Origin of the sequence: Neobacillus cucumis, assembly GCF_002860255.1 — a bacterium.
In the GTDB taxonomy this organism is placed as follows: domain Bacteria; phylum Bacillota; class Bacilli; order Bacillales; family Cytobacillaceae; genus Neobacillus; species Neobacillus cucumis_A.
On the sequence record NZ_PGVE01000083.1, the window covers coordinates 81,451 to 104,035 of the forward strand.

Here is a 22,585-nt window from a genome sequence, read left to right on the forward strand (position 1 = left end):
TTAAACTTTAACCTTGTAAATCATTTTCAGTTGAAAGACAATAACCACTATACTTTCAAAGAAAGTGATTTACAACAGGAAGGACGGGGCGAATAATGAGTAATATTGAATTGGATCAACTGAGGACACGTGTTGATGAACTTAACTTGGAATTATTAAAACTTATTAACGAAAGAGCACAAGTTGTTCAAGAGATTGGACGAGTTAAAGGGAACCAGGGAGTTTACCGTTATGATCCAGTCCGTGAAAGAAAGATGCTTGAAGTAATTAAAGAACATAATGATGGACCGTTTGAGAATTCAACCATTGATCATATCTTTAAGGAAATTTTCAAAGCAGGATTAGATTTGCAGAAGGAAGATCATGAAAAAGCTTTATTAGTATCGAGAAAGAAAAAGCCAGAGGATACCATTGTTTCATTGAAAGGTGAAAATATCGGGGATGGTAAACAGCATTTTGTTTTTGGTCCTTGTTCTGTTGAGTCCTATGAACAGGTAGCAACTGTAGCTAAGGCAATGAAAGAAAAAGGCTTAAAACTTCTTCGAGGCGGTGCCTACAAGCCTAGAACTTCTCCATATGATTTCCAAGGTCTAGGAGTAGAAGGTTTGAAGATTTTAAAACGTGTAGCTGACGAATTTGATATGGCAGTCATTAGTGAAATCGTTAATCCAGCGGATATTGAGCTGGCTTGTGACTACATTGACGTCATTCAAATTGGTGCCCGTAATATGCAGAACTTTGAGTTATTAAAAGCTGCTGGTGCAGTTAACAAGCCTATCCTATTAAAAAGAGGTTTGGCAGCTACAATTGAAGAGTTTATAAATGCAGCAGAATACATTATGGCACAAGGAAATGGTCAAATTATTCTTTGTGAGCGCGGAATTCGTACTTATGAACGTGCAACTAGAAATACATTAGATATTTCTGCCGTTCCAATTCTAAAAAAAGAAACACACTTACCGGTAATGGTGGATGTTACCCATTCGACTGGCAGAAGAGATCTATTACTTCCATGTGCTAAAGCTGCTATTGCCATTGGTGCAGACGGAGTTATGGCAGAGGTTCACCCGGATCCTGCAGTAGCCCTTTCAGATTCTCAGCAGCAAATGGATCTTAAGCAATTTGATGAATTCTATAATCAATTACTAGCATCAAATTTCGTTAGAATTTAAAAAAATACCATAATTTTACAATTAAGGCCTTCTGCAAATAGTGCAGAAGGCCTTTTCCGTGAGATAAGAAAGTATAAAGTTTTTTACTTTGAGAATTGTCTAGCTTCAGCGCCTAGCCCCTCGAGGTCACAAGCCAATCCATCCAAAAGGTTAAAGAACAACCTTTCGGCCGGATTGTCTTGTGCTTGTCGGGGCTGACCAAGGCGCTTGCGCTTTTCTTATTAACTTTTTGAAAAAATAATGACTTTTTCAATTGCGGCTTTAATCTAGTTGTAATATCATTAAGTACATATGAAGATTGTTTATTATCTCACAAACAAGTAATTCGGAAGGTACTTAGGAAAAGTGAAAAATAGACAGAAAAATAAACATGACTAGTTTTTTGCAAACAGATGTAAAATAAAGAAAAACAATGTACGTTTTAGGAGAGTGTATAAAAGTGAATATTACGATTTATGACGTGGCAAGGGAAGCTAATGTTTCAATGGCAACCGTTTCCCGTGTAGTGAATGGAAATCCGAATGTAAAACCCGTAACCCGTAAAAAGGTATTAGAAGTTATTGAAAGACTAGGTTATCGTCCTAATGCAGTTGCTAGAGGATTAGCTAGTAAGAAAACGACAACGGTAGGAGTTATTATTCCTGATATCTCAAGCATTTTCTTTGCAGAATTAGCCCGCGGTATTGAGGATATTGCAACTATGTATAAGTACAATATCATCTTAAGTAATTCTGACCAAAATAAAGACAAGGAATTACACTTATTTAATACCATGCTTGGCAAGCAGGTAGACGGGATTGTCTTCATGGGAGGAAATATTACTGCAGACCATGTAGAGGAATTCAGTAAATCTCCAGTACCGATTGTCCTTGCGGGTTCTATTGAAGAATCTAATCAAATTCCTTCCGTAAACATTGATTATGAAGCTGCTGTGTATGATTCTGTAAAGGAATTTATTGAAAAGGGTCATAAACATATTGCTTTTGTTGTAGGACCACTTCATGAGCCAAAAAATGCCCAGAAAAAATTAAAGGGTTACCAAAGAGCCCTTCAAGATGCAGGTCTTCCATACAATGAAGAACTTATTGTCGAAGGAGATTACACTTACGATTCCGGGATTGAGGCGTTGGAAAAATTACTTGAAGCAGAGAATCGCCCTACCGCTATTTTAGTTGGTTCAGATGAAATGGCACTTGGAGTAGTTCACGGAGCAGAAGACAAAGGTTATAATATACCTGAAGACTTTGAGGTCATCACGTCAGACAATACCAGATTGTCCCTAATGGTGCGCCCGCAGCTGACAACGATTGTACAGCCTCTATATGATATCGGAGCGGTATCCATGCGCCTTTTAACAAAATTAATGAATAAAGACCAAACTAGTGATAACATTGTTGTATTACCACACCGAATTGAACATCGAAAATCAACGAAATAAAAAAATGGGTTGGCCTTTGGAGCCAACCCATTTTGTATTATTTGATATTACTTTTCGTCTGACTTCGAATGGGGTAAAGTGCTTTTTCAAGTGTTAGTAAATTTTTTTCAGTAATCTCTGCTTTCCTTGGAATAGGGGGATAAATATCTTCTTGGTCATCCCATTCCAATGGCAGCGGTACAGGGGAGACCTGTTGCCATTGATTAATCCACTCTTCTGGAAGGGGACCGCTGACTTGGGTGTTCTCTGTCATTTCAAGCCAGATGATTGCCCATGCTCTTGGCACTACACGCCAGATGTCATATCCACCTCCGCCGACGGCAATCCACTTCCCATCACAATACTGGTGGGCTATTTCATGTGCAAGACGAGGTATTTCCCGATATATTTTCATTGTTGCGGATAAATGTGTTAGGGGGTCATAATAATGAGAGTCTGCACCATTCTGAGTTAAGATAACATCTGGTTTAAAAAATTCTGCTACTTCTTTAATGGATTGTGTATAGACATGCAGCCATGAGTCATCTTCGGTAAATGCATCCACGGGAATATTAAACGAATACCCGTATCCGGGACCTTGTCCTCGTTCGTTAATATTTCCTGTACCAGGAAACAAATATCTCCCTGTTTCATGTATGGAAAGAGTACAAACATTAGGATCGTCATAGAACGACCATTGTACACCATCACCGTGATGGGCATCTGTATCAACATATAGAACTCTGGCCTTATATTTTTCTTGCAAATACTTAATGGCAACGGAACTGTCATTGTAAATGCAAAACCCTGAGGCTTTACCGCGGAATCCGTGATGTAGTCCTCCGCCTAAGTGAAGGGCATGCAGAGACTTTCCGGTCATTACCTGGTCAACTGCTGTCAAGGTTCCTCCAACCATTAATGAGCTTGCTACATGCATGTTTGGAAAAATGGGTGTATCCTCTGTTCCCAACCCATAGTTTTCAGCGATTTCCTTGGGAAGAGATCCCTTTCCTGCTTGTTTCACCGCTTCAATGTAACTAACGTCATGGATTAGTGCAAGTTCCTCTTCAGTTGCTCTTTTGGGCGGAATAATCTGTTCAGGTGCTAAAGCATTTAATTTATGTAAAAGGTCTACGGTCAATTGAAGCCGGAATTGATTAAAAGGATGATTATCGTTAAATTTATACTTTAGCAGTTCATCAGAAAATATGAACGTACACTTATCGCTCATAAAGTTATCCCCGGAAGATTAGGCCATAAAACGTGATGTCCTGCTTGTTTTAATTCTTGAATGAGTCCTGTCGGATTCATAGTTTGAACTCTAAAGACAAGTATTTTAAAATGATCATCCTTTTTATCCGGGTATACAAGAACACTTAAGATATTGGCGTTTCTATTTTTTATGACAGCGGTAATATCACTTAGAACTCCGGCAAGGTTCGGTACTTTAATTTCAATTTGGGAACCTGGCTGATGTGCTCCAGTTAACTCAACCATTGTCCGTAGTAAATCGGTCTCGGTTATAATCCCAATTAATTTTTGATCATTTATTATCGGAATGCAGCTGATTTTGTGTTCATAAAAAAGACCAGCCACTTCTTCGACAAAATCAAGAGGATGTCCAGTAATTACCTTTTTCTCCATTATGGTTTCTAGAGGTTTTTTTAAATCTTCAGGATGTTCATTCGCATGAAAGATGGAGGGAGTTGCTTCTCTAATTTTTGCTACCGTTACCAGACCTTTTAAATGCCCATCTTTATCAACAATTGGAATATGGCGAATCTTTCTTGTATCCATTAAATGTATGGCATCAGCTATCGTATCAGTAGGTAATAGTACAGCAACATCTGTTTTCATGATTTCTTCAATTATCATCAAAATCACCCTATTCCTTTGCAATATCAGGAAAATTAGTACATAAAACGATTCATAAATCTAAGCCGGTCAAATTTTTGGATGGATTCAACCCCTACTCTTTTTCCTATTCGAGCCATTAGACAGTTGGCAGGATGAGAGCATATCTCAGGGTCATCTGTTGCATACCATTCAAGTCCGCCGGCATTCATCATTTTTTCCATGACCTTTCGATAATCCCAAACATTTAGTTTGGTCCCTTTAAGATCCCAGTGCCAATAATATTCAGTTGTAATCGTAATATAATCTTCCATTGCATCATCCATCATAGAGACAATCAGAAGGTTTTTTCCAACAGAGCACCCCCTGAACTTAGGGATAACCTCGATGGCACCCAATTCAATGAGATCTTCCATTTTTCCTTCAGACCATCGTTCGAGAGGATCAGGATAAAGAAAAGTTACATATCCAACAATGGTATGCAGGTCTCTAGCTATAATGATCCTTCCTTCTGGAAGGTCAGCAATACCAATTAATGCTTGATGCTGTTGTTCAGGAGGCCTAAATGCCACAAGGTCTTGATGAAATTCATATCCAGAAAGTTTATCGGATGAAATCGGGCCTTCGATAATTAAGTTCCCATGAGGAGTTTTCAATTGCTTGGCATTGTATGTCTTTTTGTATTCCATACTGTCACCTACCTGAGAGATGGTTGTATATCAATTCTATTATACATAAAAACTATTAGAAAAAAGATAATTCAAAAAAATTTATGTGAACATATAGGTAAATAGCCATAAAATTCAAGAAAATAATATTTTTAAAATTGTGAATAGTTCTTTTTTGTAATATAATTATCTCATACTAGCAAATGAGGGGGAGATTGAATGAAAGTGGAAGCGCTGCCAGTTGTGCAAGGGAAGTATAATCTTAAGGATTATAAGGAAATGTACGAACGTTTTGACTGGAAGGAAACCGAAAAGGAATTTTCCTGGAACGAAACAGGACTTGTGAATTTGGCCTATGAGGCCATTGACCGCCACGTCGAGACCTTCCGTAAGAATAAGGTAGCTCTTTACTATCGTGATGGTCAAAGAAACGAGAAATACACATTTAAAGAAATGAAAGATTTATCAAATAAAGCCGCAAATGTATTAAAAAACTATGGGGATGTTGAAAAAGGCGATCGTGTCTTTATTTTTATGCCTCGTTCTCCTGAACTTTATTTTACAGTATTAGGCGCAATTAAGCTTGGAGCGATTGTTGGACCTTTATTCGAAGCGTTTATGGAGGGGGCAGTAAGAGACCGCTTGCAAGACAGTGAAGCAAAAGTCTTGGTTACAACTCCAGATTTATTAGATCGTGTTCCTGTACAAGATTTACCAGCTTTGAAGCATATCTTCGTTGTTGGTAATAATGTAGAAGCACAGGGAGGAACGATTGACTTTTTAGAAAAGTTTAAGTCAGCTAGTAAGGAACTCCAAATTGAGTGGGTTGACCGGAGAGACGGCTTGATCCTGCATTATACTTCTGGTTCAACAGGTAAGCCTAAAGGAGTACTGCATGTACATAATGCCATGATTCAGCATTATCAAACCGCGAAATGGGTATTGGATTTAAAAGAAGATGATGTATATTGGTGTACTGCCGATCCGGGCTGGGTAACAGGTACATCCTACGGTATTTTTGGACCTTGGTTAACGGGAACTTCAAACGTGATTGTCGGCGGCCGTTTTAGCCCTGAGTCTTGGTATCAAATGATCGAAGACTATGGAGTAACTGTATGGTACAGCGCACCAACGGCATTCCGTATGTTAATGGGAGCAGGAGATGAGCTTGTTAAGAAATTTAACTTAAGCAGTCTGCGTCATATTTTAAGTGTCGGCGAGCCCTTAAACCCGGAAGTAGTCAAATGGGGAGCAAAGGTTTTCAATAAGCGAATTCATGATAACTGGTGGATGACTGAAACAGGGGCTCAACTAATTAGTAACTATCCATGTATGGAAATTAAACCTGGTTCAATGGGTAAACCAATTCCAGGGGTACAAGCGGCCATTGTCGATAATCAAGGGAATGAACTGCCGCCATATCGAATGGGGAATCTGGCAATTAAAAAGGGCTGGCCATCCATGATGCACACTATTTGGAAGAATCCAGAGAAATATGAATCCTACTTTATGCCAGGTGATTGGTATGTATCTGGTGACTCTGCTTACATGGATGAGGATGGTTATTTCTGGTTCCAGGGCAGGGTGGATGATGTCATTATGACGTCCGGCGAGCGGGTTGGTCCGTTTGAAGTAGAAAGTAAACTTGTGGAGCATCCTGCCATTGCTGAAGCAGGGGTTATAGGGAAACCAGATCCTGTCCGTGGTGAAATTATTAAGGCGTTTGTGGCCTTAAGGGACGGATATGAGGCAACTGAAGAATTAAAAGAGGAAATTAGACAGTTTGTAAAAAAGGGTCTTGCTGCTCACGCCGCTCCAAGAGAAATTGACTTCCGTGATAAATTGCCAAAAACACGAAGCGGAAAAATTATGAGACGTGTATTAAAAGCCTGGGAATTGAACCTCCCAACAGGCGATCTTTCTACGATGGAGGATTAATTTTGTATAAACAAAAACCGCACCAATTACGGTGCGGTTTTTGTTTCCGTTGGTGCGGGTGGTATAACCGGAGGGGGTGCGGGTGGTGGAGTGGCAGCTCCAACCTCAACAGAATTCGATGGTGCGGACTCTTTGCCAGCTATATCCACAGCTGTTACATGATAAGAACCGTTTCCTGCTTTATAGGAAAGTGTTGAGCCTCCAATAATACTTGCCACCTTTGTATTGCCTTGATATACACGGTAACCAACGACATCATTATCCCCTGATTTAGACCAGGACAATTTATTTCCGGACACGGAAAGTGTAACTCCATCAGGATTCTTGCCATTATCCACCATCTTTGCAGTTGGAACAAGTATTTTACCCCAGCGATCCCTTTTTGGAATTAACTGGCTGTAATTTTTGAAATTCCTTCCAACCATTCTAGTGATGAAGTCTGGGTTAAGAACCAATCCAACCTGAGCAAATTCCTTTGGTGTGGAATCCAAGGCTAAATATTTATTATCCCCTATAGCGACATACTTTCCTTCCACTAAACTATCATCCACTTTTGTAGGAACATTATTCACATTAAAATAATCACTTTGAATTAAACCTGCTTTGGAACATGCTGCAGATGGCAGCATACCTGAAACAGCACAAAACGAGCGTTTTACGATTCCATTTGGCATTTGAAATGATTCCTTTGGATCTACTAAATCAGGCTTTTTATCATAAGCTGAGTTGATTAATTCTGCCCATAGATTATTAGTACGCTGGCTATAGGACATTCCTGATGTCTTTAATGATTTTGGTGTATCATAGCCTGTCCAAATACCAAAAGTCACATTTGGGTTTGTGGCAACAAACCAAGAATCGATATACTCATTACCGGTTCCAGTCTTACCAGCCCAATCAGCACTGAATTTTAACTTACTTTTCACACCAGATGCTGTACCCATTTTGACTACATCCCTCATCATATCAAGGGTTAAATAGGCTGTTTGAGGTTTAAAGACATCAACTGGTTTTACTTCATGCTGATAAATGACTTTGCCATCTTTATCGACAATCTTATCAATCATATAGGCATCAATAAATTTCCCGCCGTTAGCAAACGTACTAAAGGCATTTGTATTTTCTTCAATCGTAACACCTGTTTCCATTGAACCAATAGCAGTTGCAAGATTCGAATAATCAGGTTTTTTAAGAGAGGTAAATCCCATCTTTTCAAGATATTTTGCCGGCTGTTGACCAACGATTTCTTTGTAAAGTTTTACTGCAGGAACGTTATACGATTTTGCCAAAGCATAGCGTGCTGAAACGATACCGCTATATCTTAAATCATAGTTACGAGGCCAAGGCGTACTTCTGCCATAGGCTAGACTTAGCGCTACATCCGGAAGAGGTGTTCCTGGTGATGCTTTACCTAACTCAATTGCAGGTCCATATACTAGAAGAGGTTTCATTGTGGAGCCGTTCTGTCTAATCGCACTCGTTGCGTGATTAAGCTGCTGATTGTTATAATTTCTTCCGCCAACAAAACTGATGATTTTACCTGTTTTGTTTTCAATCAGCTCCGCTCCGACTTCAACAGGCTCCATAACGGTTACTTCTTCACCTGTTTCCGGATCTATTTTTACCTGTGGTTTATTAGGTCCATAGTATTTATAATTATCTTTTACCGTTTGCATCGCATCATAAATATCTTTATCAATCGTTGAATAAATCTTGTACCCATTTTGATGCAAGTCATGGTTGGCTAAAGTTTTATATTTATAAAAAAGATTATCATCATTTTGTAAATCCTTCTCTGTGTATCCATCATTCTTTGCTAATACAGTAGTAAGGACTTCTATGGAACGTTTTTCAATTTCGAAAGTCAGCCATGGGTATTTTTCAAGTGGATTAGGTACAGGCTTGATAAAATCCTTTGTGATGTCGTAGGCAGATGCTTCAGCATATTGCTTCTCTGTTATGTATCCGCCATCAAACATTCTTTTTAGAACCGTTTTCACCCGAGTTAGCCCTGGTTCAAGATTTTTTTTGACCGTACCGTCTCTTGTAAATGGTGTATAACCAAATGGACTTTGCGGAAGACCGGCAATGAAGGCTGCTTGCGGCAGTGTTAGCTCACTGGCATTTTTTCCAAAGATTCCTTTAGCAGCAGCTTGGACACCGGCAATGTTCTGACCTGAAGAATTTCTTCCGAAGGTTGAAACATTGAGGTATGCTTCTAGGATTTCTTTTTTGTTGAAAAACTTTTCTAATCGAAGGGCAAGTAAGATTTCATTTGCCTTCCTTTGGAAGGAAACTTCGTTTGTTAGGATTTGATTCTTAATTAATTGTTGAGTTAATGTACTCCCGCCTGACTGCATAGCGGAATTTGTTACTTCTTGAAAAAGTGCTCGAAAAACAGCTTTCGGTACAACCCCTTTATGCTGATAGAAGTATTGGTCTTCTGTTGCAATCACAGCATTGGTTAAATCCGTGGAAACTTGATCAAGTTTAACCTCATCACGGACCAAATCAGACCTAAGTCTGCCAAGATAAACGTTATTAGCAAAATATAAATCTGAGGTTTCAGTATAGTTATAAATATCCTTTTTCATACTATTATACGAGCGGACGGGCTCATCCTTTACAAGTGAGGCAAAGTAGCCTGCACCAACACCAGTGGCAAATGATCCACCCAAAATAATGACTGTCATTACAAGGAGAAATAAGTTCCAAACGACTTGATAAGTTATTCGGGCGCTTTTTACCGTTTTTTTCTGGGTAAACAAGTTCAGTATGGATTTTACTTTTTCCATCCATGCTTGAAGTTTTTCATTCATTCAGAGCATCACCTCAATATAAAATCACATCAATTATAGCATATCGAACGACCAAAAACTGACAACCTTCTACATTTTCTGAAATTACCAGTTGGATGTTTGACATGGGGATGGAAATATGTTAAAAAAAGCTATAGTATATTTTATATTTAAGGCTGTGAAGGGAACCAACTGTAGTTCTTCTATCCCTGTTTTATAGAGAGTCAGCGGTGGTGAAAGCTGATACATATAGAAGAATGAATTACGTCCTCCGAGCTTTTTCTGTGAACGCATTGGTTAGTAGCGGAAAACGGTCAAAACCGTTATTTTTTCTAAGTTGGAGGATGTTCCTCAAGCTGGGTGGTACCGCGTAAATTATACGTCCCTGCATTTTTGCAGGGGCGTTTTTATTTTTTACAGGCTTAAGTCGTTTTATTAATTGGAGGGATTAGGATGGATTTATTACAGGATTTAGCATGGAGAGGGATAATTTATCAGCAGACAGATGAAGAAGGATTAAAAGATTTATTAAGCAAGGAAAGTATTTCACTTTATTGCGGGGTAGACCCGACAGCAAATAGCTTGCATATTGGACATTTAGTTGCGTTTCTAACTCTAAGAAGATTTCAGCAGCATGGTCATCGGCCAATTGTGTTGGTTGGCGGTGCTACTGGATTAATCGGAGACCCAAGCGGGAAAAGCGAAGAGCGGAAATTGCTTACTTTGGAAACCGTTCAGGATAATGTTGTCGGTATCCAAAAACAGCTTTCCTCTATTTTTGACTTTGACGGAGAAAATGGAGCCATTATGGTAAATAACTATGATTGGGCAGGCTCAATGGATATTGTAACCTTCTTGCGTGATATCGGTAAGCATATCGGCGTCAATTATATGCTTGCAAAGGATACAATCGCATCCCGCCTTGAAACTGGTATCTCTTTTACTGAATTTACTTACACGATATTACAGGCAATGGACTTTAATCATTTATATGACCACCATAATTGTAAATTACAAATTGGCGGCAGTGACCAGTGGGGGAATATTACTTCAGGACTAGAACTAATCCGCAAAATGCACAATGAAGAATCAAAGGCATTTGGTTTGACAATTCCACTCGTTACAAAAGCAGATGGAACGAAATTTGGTAAGACAGAAGGCGGGGCGGTCTGGTTAGATCCGGAAAAGACGACTCCGTACGAATTCTATCAGTTCTGGATTAACACAGCGGATGCGGATGTCGTGAAATATTTGAAGTACTTTACTTTCCTTTCACATGAAGAAATTGAAAGTTTAGAACAAAGTGTTCAAGAAGAGCCGCATCTTCGTAAAGCTCAAAAAGCATTGGCGGAAGAAATCACCCGCATGATTCACGGTGAAGAATCACTGCAGCAGGCAATTAAAATTTCTCAAGCGTTATTTAGCGGGGACGTCAAAAACCTTTCTGCTGAAGAGATTAAGCAGGGATTCAAGGACGTTCCGTCATATGATGCAAAAGAGGGGGAAGAAAATCTAGTTGATTTACTAGTCGCTGCAAAAATTTCTCCTTCTAAGCGTCAGGCACGTGAAGATATTACAAACGGGGCAGTAACTGTTAACGGGGAAAAGGTAACAGATACAGCTTATATTCTTCAGGAAATAGATCGAGTTGAAGGTCAGTTTACGATTATCAGAAGAGGGAAAAAGAAGTATACGTTAATTAACTATTAAAGTAGAGGGCTTTGGGATAACCAAAGCCCGTTTTTTTATGTGGTGTTGAAATAAAAGGGTGTATTATGGATAGGATAAAACTTCCATGAGGACGTAAATACAAGAAAGCTGGAGAGAAATGTCTTTAAACATTATTCGGACTAGGTCCAGTTCTCCTGGCGGATGGAGCCATGCAAGAAAGATTTTGGACTGCTGTCATTGTAATCGTCCTATATATAGTTATTGTTTTTTGCTACAAAATAGCGTTGAAGCGAACAGGTAATAAATAAAAAACCCGTATACCGAATGGTATACGAGTTTTTTCAAAGGATTAACGAGAGTAGAACTCAGCTAGCTGACCTAATTTTGCAGAACCAATTATACTACCCCAATTGATAAATTTGTCCGCATGATTGTTCGCAACAAATTTTTATCTCATTCACTATAATTTAATCCAATTGTGCAATAAAACTTCTATAGGAAGCCGTTCTTTATTTTGATTTCATAAAAAGTGCAACAGCAAATCTTACCTTTTTGGAGTGTCTAAAAGTTGTCGTTTATAAGATTGACCGCTTGGCACGATCAACAAGAGATCTGCATAATATTGTCCATGACTTGCAGGAAAAGGGGATTGGTGTTGTTTTCATAAAAGAGCAAATTGATTTTTCAACCGCTGCTGGAAAGCTAATGTTTACCATGCTGGGTGCTATAGCGGAATTTGAAAGGGATTTAATCAACGAACGGACCAAAGAAGGGCGTGAGAGGGCAAGGGAACAGGGTAAGCATTTAGGAAGGAAAGGCAGGACACAAAGGAAGTAAAAAGAGCATTAAAGCTATTCGCTGAGCGAGAAAAGAATGGATTGAGCGTAAATGATATTTCAAAACAAACAGGCGTACCACGCTCAACCATATACGCTAAATCAAAGGGATGATGGGGCCAATATATCTATGGTAATCTGATTTTTCTCGGGTGCAAAAGTTAAAGATCCAGCTGCCAATTTGGTGGCTTTTTATTCGGCTAACACACAATTGCTTTAAATTGGGTAAATTTGTTTCGGCAGCTGATAAAAAAACCGCCCAAATAGGCGACTTTCATGCCAAATTTTCAAAATATTAATCTGTACAGCAGAAGGAGATTTAATCCTACAACCAGAACTGCAATAATCCAGGCGAGCGTTTTAGTTATGGTACGATTGACAAGTTCACCCATCAATTCCTTTTTACTTGTAAAAAGGATTAAAGGGACAATCGCAAAAGCAATCCCAAAAGATAACACTACCTGGCTTAAAACCAAAGCATCGGACGCGTTCACGCCAAAACCAATAATGCATAACGGAGGAATAACAGTAATAACCCGGCGAAAATAAATTGGAATACTTTTTTGAACAAAACCTTGCATAATTACGTCCCCAGAAAGTGTTCCTACCGAAGAACTGGACAAACCGGCAATAAGTAATGCTCCTCCAAAGAAAAAAGCAGAAGATGGCCCAATCAGCTTGTCAAATTGGTAATAGGCAACCTGTAAATCATCAACATGGAGGCCCTTGCTGTGAAAAAGTGCTGCAGCAACAATCAGCATGCACATATTAATCAGGCCAGCGATTAGCATGGCTATTAAAATATCAAGAAATTCAAATTTAAAAATTTGCTTCAATTCTTTCTTGGTGTCCCCCACAATTCTGGATTTAGTTAATGAGGAATGTAGGAATATAGCATGAGGCATCACTGTAGCCCCGATTATACCGGCGGCAAGAAGAATACTGTCCACTCCGTCAAATCTCGGCATGAACAACCCTTTCACTACATGGTTTGCATCCGGCTCTGTATAAAAGATTTGAACGGCAAACGCAAGTACGACAAGGCTGACTAATGACGCAATACCAATTTCAAGCCAGCGGAATCCTCTGCGCTGCAGCTCCAGAATAACGAATGAAACAATTGCAGTGATTAAGGCGGCCCAGAAAAGTGATATGCCAAAAATAAGATTAAGTCCCAGGGCTGCTCCAATAAACTCAGCTAAGTCTGTCGCTATAATAACAATTTCACCTTGAATCCACAAAAAATAGTTAACAGGGGTAGGAAAATTCTCCCTGGCAATCTCAGGAAGGTTTTTCCCTGTTGCTATGCCTAATTTTGCGGACATAGACTGGATTAGCAGGGCTATAAGGTTCGAAAGTAAAATGACCCATAGCAGCATGTATCCGTACTTGGAACCAGCAGTTATGTTTGTTGCAAAGTTACCTGGGTCAATATAGGCAACAGCTGCTATAAAAGCTGGCCCAAGGAAAGGGAGTATTTTTTTCCACCCTGTTCTTTCTCTGGCAATTTCTTCGAAGTGGATTGCTTTTTCTTCCACTTAACTCCCCCCTACCGATTTTGGATTTGTTAGTAGCTTTATCTTTCTGTACCCCAAATCAGATTTGAGAAACAAGTCTTTAGAAGATAATACGTAAAAACCGTTTTCACTTGTTATATAAGGGAAATTTCCTTTTTATGTGTAATACTGTCAATTGGTTTTTTGGGGGATATCATGATATAGAATGATACTATCGAAGTGATGGTACTTATGTAAGAGCACACATTCGAGGAAATCAGATGGCAAATATAATAACCTTAACGTTAAAGTGTATAAAGAAACTGATATTACTTATTTTTCCTTAAATTGTGAAGAATGTACTTAAAATAACGGGGGCAAGAGTTCAAGATCAGAATGAGTTGCAGCGGCAGCTCATTTTCTTTTTGTGCTAACGGAGAATCTGGGGAGTTAGGGAAAACTCTTTTTACTGATAACAAGATTGTGAAGAAATGTACTTAAGCTCCCTCAGTTAGATACGATTTTCTCTCAAATACTCACTTATTCGCAGGATTTCAAAGCACTTGTAATAACATTAGGGGACTATTGAAATGAGTTGTTAGGATTTTGGCTACATGAAGGCGTATTTAAATAAAGGAGGTAATAAAAACTCCAAAAATCCCCATATACTGTACGTATTCTCCACGCCACCCCTGGAGGTTTTCGCTCCCATGTCTCAACGGGTCAAATGCCCTTTCATTCCTTCGTCATACCTATTCCAAGTGGTAGATGCCGGTCTTTCTAACGGAACGGGTCAGAGCCCTTATGCTTAAGTAATCCGGTACTTCGTACTTTCTTTGAGATCCTACGAATAAGCCAATATTCGAAAGATATTAATCTTCCAATTGATTTGTTTTCTTTGCATAAAATTATATTAAGCAGCCATTGAAATTAAAGGTTTTACTTTGTCAGAATGATACGATTCATTCTTTCTTGCCATTCCTACCAGAATTCTTGCGAATTTATTAATTAGTTTCATGATGGACTTCATTTTCTTCATCTTTTCACATTAACATGGTTAGAATGTAATTCTTTAAAATCGGGGTTGTTCATGACTAGGCTCATTGTGGCTAGGTACAAAAACCGTCGTAAACGGGACCTTCCTCGCTTTGAGAGGACAATTTGCCCTTTCCATTTACCTGAACTAGCCTCTGCTAAATGTAACCCCGCATGACGTAAAAGTGAATTACCATGGGCGAAACCACTGAGATTTCCTGCTTCTCCTAAAATGCCTGCAAGCGAGATTTCGCTAATTCCTTTAATGGCAAGCAATTTTCTAGCGTAAGGTATTTGTTTAAGAACTTCAGTGACTTCTTTTTCAACTCACTCCAGCTGAGCAGTTGCCAGATCGAATTCTTCAAGTAATTGTTCAAGGTGTAATTTATAAGCGTCAAGCGCTTGTGGTGTACCAACAGAATGAGTAGCTAATTCTATTAGTAATTGTGCTTTTCTTAATCCAGGTTGCCGTTTCATTAAGGATTTCCAGTGGTTTCATTGAACTAATTTCAAGTGGGGTAGGGAATAAGCGAAGAGTTGCGATTGCCCCTTTACCTGTAACATCTTTGAACACTTGCCGAAGTTCTGGAAAAACAATATCTACCCAACGATTAATCTGATTTACTGCACTAACAAGTCTTTTCACGGTCATGTCACGATTAGACAGTAAGATTCGCAGTTTTTCAAAGGCTTCTGAGGAAGGGCGAATAAACGAATAGTAACCATTCTTCACCATATCAGCGATAACTAAAGCATCTTTTTTATCACTTTTGGATTGAGTGTATCTCGATTTTCCTTATTCCTTTTTACAAGGTGGGGGTTTACTGTCACTACTTCAATATTTCTTTCATAAAGCCATTTTGATAAGTTGACCCAGTAGTGTCCGGTTGGCTCCATACCAACGATCGTTGTATCTAAGCCCTTTAAAGCTTTCAACCGATTAATCCATTGTATTAATCTAGCAAAGCCATCTTCATTATTTTCGAACGTTAGAGGATCACCAATAACAATGCCACGGAAGTTTACGGCACGAGCAACGTGAAACTGTTGGGCTATATCTATTCCGACAATAAGATGTTTGATCGAAATTCTTTCAATTAGTTGATTTTGTTTGTCTTGCATTTTAAACTTCATATTAGAGCTTCTTCCTAAGAATGATTTTGTGTTGTGTGTGTATAATCATCTTACTGAGGGGCTCTATTTTTTTCAAATGCGAAAAATAGCTATCTACAGGAATTCTAACGGGGCAGGTTAGTTAAAAAAAGAAAATAGACAACAAGGTAATGTTTTGTCACAAATTGTTGTCAATATTTAACGAAATTTGTTTTACCAGCGTGCTGGGTGGGTATATGGAGAGTAACATAATTTATTTCATTGTGAGGCGATTTTTAATTGCAAACAAGAACGAGGTATCATGTAACAATCACGGGTAATGGTCAGGAAGAACAGGCTGTCGTAATAGCTTATTCTCCTGAAGAAATGAAAAATTTAGTTCGAAAACTGTATAACCATTTAATTATTGATGATAAGGGATTACCTTCAGGAGAAATTTCATATGAGGCAAAAGGACTATTATAAATAAGGCTACTTGCTTTTTTTTTGCCTTTTTAACTATCAAATAGTCTTAATCTTCTTTCACTATCGGGTGCATTACTTGAACAGCGGGAATGCTTTTTCTTCTTGAAGTAACTAGCAGGTTAATTTAAGTACTCTTATTCACAAAGTAACTGAAAAAGTCAATTTCCCAAGTGAGAAAATTGGCTTTTCGGGGCGGAAGCATTATCCCGAATGAATAACGGGAAACCCTATTGAACACTCTAATGGCAGAGGCTTTGGAAGGACCTTCCTTATGGAGGGTCCTTCATATCATCGAAGAACAGCGCTATACCCCTTTTTAGATTCCATTCCCAGTTCGTATAACGTCATGCAAAACCACGTCTTGAAGGGGGGGGCATGATTAACGGGAACGGGAATTAATCCATTCCAATGCCTGTTTCACATGGGCGAAGGTTTTAATGTCCGACATGTTGATCCCGCTTTTGGTCACCGTCATGGCTAATTCGGGACGCATGCCGCTCACCACCACCTCTACACCCATCAGAATAAGAGCACTCCCCATGGACCTCAAGGAATGGGCGATAACTTCATCCACGTCCAGAATACCGGAATAGTCAGCGATGAGATATCCCAATCGTTGCTCGGCGATCTTAGGGACCACATCCTCCGCGATATGTGCGACACGGTAAGAATCCATGATCCCGATCAACGGCATAACCGCCACCCCATCTTGAATCAGCACAAGGGGTGCCGAAAGTTCTGCCAACTCTCTTTCTGTATTTTCCCTGTATTGTTCCGAAATCTGCTCAAAAGCGAGGACCGTTTCATTCAGGCTGACATCGAGTAGGGAGTTGAACCGGTTGATGATGGTTGAATGCTCCTTCAGGGAGAGCCCGAGATTGCTGCCGATGTTCGTCATCAGATTGATGAATACTTCCCTGGTGGGCGGATACCGTATGGCTATCTCGGACAATCTTCCTTCGGAAACGGCTAGCCGCTGCGCGTTTTGTTTGCTCCAGGACAAAAGGTGCTCCGATACCCCGGCGGATTCATCTGATTCCCCTAAAAATTTGAATAGGTCGGTGTACATAAGGATGGCTTGCCGTTTTTCCTCTTCGGAAATCTTCAGCCCTGTACGTTGAAGAACGCCTTCGACCATCTGGTTCGCGAGCGAGGAGGTATGGGTGGTAAAATAGACAGACACAGGATTTTGATTATTCATGTATATACACCTTTCCCTTTTGTTTACCTTTCAAATTCATTATACCTCAAAGTCGGCGCATTTTCAGGTCGTGCGAAAAAAGGGGCTTAAACAAACGGGGTGTATATATTTATCAATTGTTTTAGGATATTTTTCATTAGGTTGTTTATGGATTTTCAATTTAACGTAAATTTTGGTTGTACTTATTTACAAATTTAATAAATAATCTTATTTATGCTTTTGGAAAAATACCTTTTTTAGAAAAAAATAAACTTTATCAAATACGCTAAATTCACAAGAATGCATCATATAATTGTGTCAACGATTTATGCCATATTAATTTACGGTTATCAATTAATTTTTACAGACAAAAAAGGCGATTGTTAAAAGTATGAAAAATCAAATCAATAATATAAAGTAAAAGGAATCCTTATAAATTTGTGAAACAATGCACTTAAACTATCGGGTGCTATAATGAAAAAAGAAACAAATAAAAAAGGAGTGAACTTTAATTAGCCCACTCTACAAAATTAATCAAAATAAATTAGGTTATTACCAAAATGTATGTTACAATTGGTCTACCATTTGATTTACTTTTTGTTTTCATGTACCCTACTCATTTTGTGAGTGGGGTTTTTGTTTTGTTTATTTAAATAAAAAAACAGACTCTAAAATAGAGTCCGTATTAATTTGATGGCTTATTAAGCTTTACGAACGTTAGAAGCTTGTGGTCCACGTTGACCTTGTTCAACGTCAAAAGTAACAGCTTGACCTTCATCTAAAGATTTGAAACCTTCGCCTTGGATAGCTGAGAAGTGAACGAATACATCGTCTCCACCTTCGCGCTCGATGAATCCGAAACCTTTTTCTGCATTAAACCATTTTACTTTACCGTTTTCCATTGTGTTTCCTCCTGCTGTGTGCTTTGCACACAATATGTTACTATCCTTGCACTCAGTGATCATCAAGACGAAAAGTTAATCTTATACTATCCTTTACACCGAACAAAAATAATTCTTATATATAGTAACATTTTAATAAAATATTTGCAAGGTTTCCAAAAAATTGTATCTCTAATCTAATAATAAAGTGTGAGCCTAATTAGCCCACTCCTAACACTTTTTACATTGTATCATTATTTAAAGATGGAGTTATAATCTTCCTTTAACGTTTGATGTAGTTAAGAATGTGAAGCAATGTACTTAAACAAACGGGGCAGGTTAGTGCAATAAGGAACGTAAATACTTTAAAAGAGATTTGGGAAATACACCCAAGTTTGAATAGAGAAAAACTCCTTAACAAACAAGAAAAATAGGGCGGGTTAACAATCCCCGCCTTACATATATGTCATCTTGTTATCAAAAAGGAATATGAAACTTCTTCATAAACCAGTCATCATCATAACCAGACAGCTTAGTCTGTCGGGTTATTTTTAGATGAAAAAGAGGGATATTTATAAATTTTGCCCGAACGTAGATCCGAACATGCCCTTGCTCATAGCTGTTCTCCTGGTTCCCATATCTTAAAGATTTAAGTATATAAAAAAATACCTATAGATGAAACACTCTTTTTCAAGTGTCCTATCTATAGTACCATATTAAAAGCTAGACTTTTGAATTACACTTGGCCATTAGGAACGAACCTTCCCTCTCAGCCATTTAATCAGGCTCAAGATGATAAAAGCAATCATGATATACGAATACCATTGAATAGCGTGGGTAAGACCAATCCATTCTCCAATATATCCAAGTGTCACCATAGGAATGCTGATGCCTAAGTAGGTTACTACGAAAAATAATGATGTCAAATTAGTACGCATCTCATTTGTGGAAATTTGGTTCAGATAAGCTAAGCTGCCGGCATAGCTAGGACCGTTCCCTAATCCAATCAAGACCGTTGTTAATATAAGGAAGAATAATGACTTTGTAAATAAGGTAACAACGAGAAAGATTAGCCCAATAATTAATAAAATATAGCCTATGATGATTGACCGAAAGGCAGACTGTTTTCTCAACATGATCTGATGTAAGGTGGACACGCCTAAAACTAAAGCGACCATCGTCCCGGATAAGCTTAAACTCGCATGACTAGTAAAAAGTCCAAGGTATGTGGGCATCACCGATAACATTAAACTCATAATTCCCCAAGATAGAAAAGAAGTGGAGGATGCCATTAGAAAAGGCCATCGAAATTCTTTCGTCACCGAGGGGAGTCGAAGAGAAGCTGCTCGGTTTGTAGGAACATTTTTTTCTAACATGAACTTTAATCCTAACATTCCAGTTGCAGCAAGTAAAATGTGTATAAGATAAGAAAATTGTAAAGGATAGGGAGCATATTCTCCAAGAAAACCAGAAATAAGTGGCCCCAAGGCATTTCCGAGCGTACCTGCTATAGCGGCAACAAATGCACTTTTCACTTTGTCTTGATAAGGATGAAGCTCTGTCATATATGACACAGCAATTCCGTTCAGAATTCCTACGGATAACCCTTGGAAAATGCGAGCTAATATTAGTCCATTGACTCCGTCTGATACAGCAAAGCCAATGGACCCAAAGATAGAAAGCGTGACCCCAGCAAATAGCACTTTTTTTCTTCCCCACTGCTCAGAAAGCTGTGCAACCGTGATGATGGTTGGAATCACAATTAATGCATAAAGTGCATAGATAAAAGTCATGGTCCCGGAAGTAAAATTCCATTTTTCTTGATACAAAGAATAAAGAGGAGCAGGCAAGTTCGTACCAAGCAGGGTCATACACAAACAAAAGGCTACTAACCAAAATGAATATCGTCTTTGCTTAGCTATATCTACTTTTACTACTTGTGATAATGCTCCAAGTTGATCTATTAGCGAATCAAATGAATCCTCACTTCCCGTTGCGGCAATATTTATTTGCGTTAAATTGGTTTTTTTGTATTTTCCCGCTTTGATTTTTTCAATATTATATCCTCTACGAACAAAAAGGTCGGATAAATGAGCCAAGACCCCGGGATGGTTCTGTACTAGAATCGATATTGTATGAATCAAATGTCACTCAATCCTTTCTCAATTGTTTTTCCATTATTATAGATGTTATTTAACTAACTACTATAAAAAAATCAAAGAAAATACGGTTCTTCATTCGAACCGTTTTCCTGTAACTACGTAATACAAATCTGGATCGTTTCTCCAATATGATTTGACTTTATCCGTTCCTATTTGTTTTGTTAACTCTCCATAGGCAATATCATGCCGGATATATTCGATTGCCACCAAAACTAGTGCAGGATCTTTTGTTTTGACTGCCCAAGCAGCAGTATTCGGGGCGAAATTAGCTATTAACACTTCTTCCATGTCGCGAGCCACAATCGTTAGTCGCCCACCCATCCGTTTTTCTGCTATTTTCGGAGCCATAAAATCATGGTGGTATGTAACCCCTAGTTTAGTTTCCGGTTCTGAAAAAAGCATAGAAAACACCTTTATTCCCTCATTAGTTCGTTTTTCTATTTCTTCCTTGATGAAAGAGGCTTGTGGATTCCAAATGGACAGCCAGATTTCATGGTGTGCCTTATCAATCATGTCCACAATCTCAGCCATTACGTGTTCATCGCTATTCACACGCCAAATAACATCGGTTTCCCTTTCATTTTCCAGCGTTTTTAAATTCTTTTCTAAAAAATCAAAGGAATCTTCAAAACTTTTACGTAATCGCCGAATTAGCTCCTCGGCAGGAAGAGGAACATACTTTACAGGTTCTGAAGGAACGGTATAAATGGCACCTTTATCCAGTAACTTCCCTAACACCTCATAGATCATCGAACGAGGCACACCAGATCTCTTGCTAACCTCATATCCTGTGACAGGTGAATTTATTAGCAGATTAATATAAGCTTTGCACTCATATTGGGAAAAACCTAATTTCTGAAGCTCTTTAACAATTTCCTCCATATATGACTTCCTTATATAGTAGTTATTATTATACTTACTATATTATGTGTTAGTAGAGATGTCAATATAAGTGGGAAGAAGGGGACAGATTAATTTTCCTACTTAATTTAATTGAGAGAAAGGGTGGGGATATGCAACGATACTGCAATGGCTTGATTCGTCTAGCTTTTTTTGAAAGATTCACAACATCGATTTCTCTATTTGATATTATTTTTATAAGAATGTGAAAAAATATACTTAAGTAAACGGGTGCTTCTGTTTAGGATGATGGTCGCTGCGGCGGTCATTTTTTCTTGTTGAATTAACGAAGCAGGTTAGTTGAACAAGAGGATGATCGTTAATTTCACTTTTGACCCAAAGTACGTCTTAATAAGATGAGAAAAGTCTATGAAGTATTTAAACAAAAAGTGCTGCTTAGATAGCAACACCTTAAATGAAATAACTTTTGTAATAAAAGAAAGTAATTATAATTGCAAATAAAGTGTAGGCTACAGAAGCATAGATTGGAATTCTGCCAAATTTTGCGTGTCTTTTTTCTCCTACTTCCATGTAGGTTTGGCTGTTAAATAAATCTGTCATTCGATTATTAGGTGCTGTAGCAAGGATTCCAAGGATACCTATTGGAAAGGTTAAATCAACAATGTTGGCATGCAAAAGAAATGCTGCACCAAAATTAAGAATCATTAATATTACAAGGGTGGTTAAAAAAGCTAAAACTTTATTCATTTAAACCTCCATTTTTTGTAAGGATTAGCTTTATTTTAAGAGAGTAAGAGGACTAATTCAACAATATTTTAATAGTTAATAAGGATAAAAATGGGACACATTTTGTGCACCAAATATATATGTTAAGGCGCAATACGATCATATTGTGAAGCAATGTACCTAAGCTAACGGGTGCGATGCTTCAATAACGAAGGATTGCTTTTTGCTTATTGAAGGCGTGCCCAGCAAGCCGTTAATTGCTAGTTGGTGAAAGTCCAACCTGAGTAAGTACCAAGACGCTCAGTAACTGAC

Annotated in this window: 15 protein-coding genes, 3 pseudogenes and 1 other annotated feature; of the genes and pseudogenes, 7 read left to right on the forward strand and 11 right to left on the reverse strand. The window is 38.5% G+C overall.

Going from position 1 to position 22,585, the window contains the following annotated elements; translation table 11 throughout:
- Positions 1–95 precede the first annotated feature (95 nt).
- On the forward strand, positions 96–1,172 hold the full coding sequence (locus CVD27_RS22325; RefSeq protein ID WP_101650590.1) for a bifunctional 3-deoxy-7-phosphoheptulonate synthase/chorismate mutase: 1,077 nt from the start codon (positions 96–98) through the stop codon (positions 1,170–1,172).
- A gap of 439 nt (positions 1,173–1,611) precedes the next feature.
- Positions 1,612–2,610 carry a catabolite control protein A gene (gene ccpA / locus CVD27_RS22330; RefSeq protein ID WP_101650591.1) on the forward strand — a complete coding sequence of 333 codons (999 nt, stop codon included), beginning with the start codon at positions 1,612–1,614 and terminating at the stop codon, positions 2,608–2,610.
- A gap of 37 nt (positions 2,611–2,647) precedes the next feature.
- On the opposite strand, the gene CVD27_RS22335 is transcribed toward ccpA, so the two are convergent.
- The 3 genes from CVD27_RS22335 to CVD27_RS22345 are packed head-to-tail and all read right to left on the reverse strand — an operon-like array spanning position 2,648 to position 5,132.
- Positions 2,648–3,820, reverse strand: a complete 1,173-nt coding sequence (locus CVD27_RS22335) for an acetoin utilization protein AcuC (RefSeq protein ID WP_101650592.1) — start codon at positions 3,818–3,820, stop codon at positions 2,648–2,650.
- Positions 3,817–4,464: an acetoin utilization AcuB family protein gene (locus CVD27_RS22340; protein WP_101650593.1), complete on the reverse strand. Its 648-nt coding sequence runs from the start codon at positions 4,462–4,464 to the stop codon at positions 3,817–3,819. Before CVD27_RS22340 ends, CVD27_RS22335 begins: the two co-directional genes overlap by 4 nt.
- A gap of 35 nt (positions 4,465–4,499) precedes the next feature.
- Positions 4,500–5,132 carry a GNAT family N-acetyltransferase gene (locus CVD27_RS22345; RefSeq protein WP_101650594.1) on the reverse strand — a complete coding sequence of 211 codons (633 nt, stop codon included), beginning with the start codon at positions 5,130–5,132 and terminating at the stop codon, positions 4,500–4,502.
- Between the two features lie 198 nt (positions 5,133–5,330).
- Between CVD27_RS22345 and acsA the strand changes: the two genes are divergently transcribed.
- The gene (gene acsA, locus CVD27_RS22350; protein WP_101650595.1) at positions 5,331–7,049 is read left to right on the forward strand and encodes an acetate--CoA ligase; all 1,719 of its coding nucleotides are present in this window, start codon (positions 5,331–5,333) and stop codon (positions 7,047–7,049) included.
- Between the two features lie 26 nt (positions 7,050–7,075).
- On the opposite strand, the gene CVD27_RS22355 is transcribed toward acsA, so the two are convergent.
- On the reverse strand, positions 7,076–9,868 hold the full coding sequence (locus tag CVD27_RS22355) for a transglycosylase domain-containing protein (protein WP_101650596.1): 2,793 nt from the start codon (positions 9,866–9,868) through the stop codon (positions 7,076–7,078).
- 148 nt (positions 9,869–10,016) lie between these two features.
- Positions 10,017–10,237: a binding site (T-box leader), on the forward strand.
- Positions 10,238–10,300: 63 nt separating this feature from the next.
- Here CVD27_RS22355 and tyrS point away from each other — a divergent pair.
- From tyrS to CVD27_RS22365, 3 genes and pseudogenes are all read left to right on the forward strand, one after another.
- Positions 10,301–11,557 carry a tyrosine--tRNA ligase gene (gene tyrS, locus CVD27_RS22360; RefSeq protein WP_101650603.1) on the forward strand — a complete coding sequence of 419 codons (1,257 nt, stop codon included), beginning with the start codon at positions 10,301–10,303 and terminating at the stop codon, positions 11,555–11,557.
- Between the two features lie 140 nt (positions 11,558–11,697).
- A pseudogene (locus tag CVD27_RS29115) lies at positions 11,698–11,826 on the forward strand (DUF6954 family protein); the annotation flags it as partial.
- Positions 11,827–12,082: 256 nt separating this feature from the next.
- Positions 12,083–12,468 (forward strand): annotated as a pseudogene (locus CVD27_RS22365) (recombinase family protein); the annotation flags it as partial.
- A 173-nt stretch (positions 12,469–12,641) separates the two neighbouring features.
- On the opposite strand, the gene CVD27_RS22370 reads toward CVD27_RS22365, so the two are convergent.
- Positions 12,642–13,892 carry an Nramp family divalent metal transporter gene (locus CVD27_RS22370; RefSeq protein WP_101650605.1) on the reverse strand — a complete coding sequence of 417 codons (1,251 nt, stop codon included), beginning with the start codon at positions 13,890–13,892 and terminating at the stop codon, positions 12,642–12,644.
- A gap of 871 nt (positions 13,893–14,763) precedes the next feature.
- Positions 14,764–16,019: pseudogene (locus tag CVD27_RS22375) on the reverse strand (IS110 family transposase).
- 258 nt (positions 16,020–16,277) lie between these two features.
- Here CVD27_RS22375 and CVD27_RS22380 point away from each other — a divergent pair.
- A complete protein-coding gene (locus CVD27_RS22380; protein WP_101650607.1) occupies positions 16,278–16,463 on the forward strand; it encodes a hypothetical protein in 186 nt (61 codons plus the stop codon).
- Positions 16,464–16,842: 379 nt separating this feature from the next.
- Here the strand turns inward: CVD27_RS22380 and CVD27_RS22385 are convergent, their stop codons facing one another.
- From CVD27_RS22385 to CVD27_RS22405, 5 genes are all read right to left on the reverse strand, one after another.
- Entirely contained in the window at positions 16,843–17,664 is an 822-nt protein-coding gene (locus CVD27_RS22385; protein ID WP_101650609.1) for an STAS domain-containing protein, read from the reverse strand.
- Positions 17,665–18,344: 680 nt separating this feature from the next.
- Positions 18,345–18,545, reverse strand: a complete 201-nt coding sequence (locus CVD27_RS22390; RefSeq protein WP_101646071.1) for a cold-shock protein — start codon at positions 18,543–18,545, stop codon at positions 18,345–18,347.
- Positions 18,546–19,273: 728 nt separating this feature from the next.
- On the reverse strand, positions 19,274–20,668 hold the full coding sequence (locus tag CVD27_RS22395) for an MFS transporter (protein ID WP_101650611.1): 1,395 nt from the start codon (positions 20,666–20,668) through the stop codon (positions 19,274–19,276).
- 90 nt (positions 20,669–20,758) lie between these two features.
- The gene (locus CVD27_RS22400) at positions 20,759–21,568 is read right to left on the reverse strand and encodes a TrmB family transcriptional regulator (RefSeq protein ID WP_101650613.1); all 810 of its coding nucleotides are present in this window, start codon (positions 21,566–21,568) and stop codon (positions 20,759–20,761) included.
- Positions 21,569–21,997: 429 nt separating this feature from the next.
- Complete coding sequence (locus CVD27_RS22405) at positions 21,998–22,294, reverse strand: hypothetical protein (protein ID WP_101650615.1); 297 nt, start codon at positions 22,292–22,294, stop codon at positions 21,998–22,000.
- Positions 22,295–22,585 lie beyond the last annotated feature (291 nt).

Bases quoted from the DNA above. Each gene is read 5' to 3' on its own strand.
- CVD27_RS22325 (WP_101650590.1), top strand. From the start codon at position 96: ATGAGTAATATTGAATTGGATCAACTGAGGACACGTGTTGATGAACTT.
- CVD27_RS22335 (WP_101650592.1), bottom strand. From the start codon at position 3,820: ATGAGCGATAAGTGTACGTTCATATTTTCTGATGAACTGCTAAAGTAT.
- CVD27_RS22340 (WP_101650593.1), bottom strand. From the start codon at position 4,464: ATGATAATTGAAGAAATCATGAAAACAGATGTTGCTGTACTATTACCT.
- CVD27_RS22345 (WP_101650594.1), bottom strand. From the start codon at position 5,132: ATGGAATACAAAAAGACATACAATGCCAAGCAATTGAAAACTCCTCAT.
- acsA (WP_101650595.1), top strand. From the start codon at position 5,331: ATGAAAGTGGAAGCGCTGCCAGTTGTGCAAGGGAAGTATAATCTTAAG.
- CVD27_RS22355 (WP_101650596.1), bottom strand. From the start codon at position 9,868: ATGAATGAAAAACTTCAAGCATGGATGGAAAAAGTAAAATCCATACTG.
- tyrS (WP_101650603.1), top strand. From the start codon at position 10,301: ATGGATTTATTACAGGATTTAGCATGGAGAGGGATAATTTATCAGCAG.
- CVD27_RS22385 (WP_101650609.1), bottom strand. From the start codon at position 17,664: ATGAATAATCAAAATCCTGTGTCTGTCTATTTTACCACCCATACCTCC.
- CVD27_RS22390 (WP_101646071.1), bottom strand. From the start codon at position 18,545: ATGGAAAACGGTAAAGTAAAATGGTTTAATGCAGAAAAAGGTTTCGGA.
- CVD27_RS22400 (WP_101650613.1), bottom strand. From the start codon at position 21,568: ATGGAGGAAATTGTTAAAGAGCTTCAGAAATTAGGTTTTTCCCAATAT.
- CVD27_RS22405 (WP_101650615.1), bottom strand. From the start codon at position 22,294: ATGAATAAAGTTTTAGCTTTTTTAACCACCCTTGTAATATTAATGATT.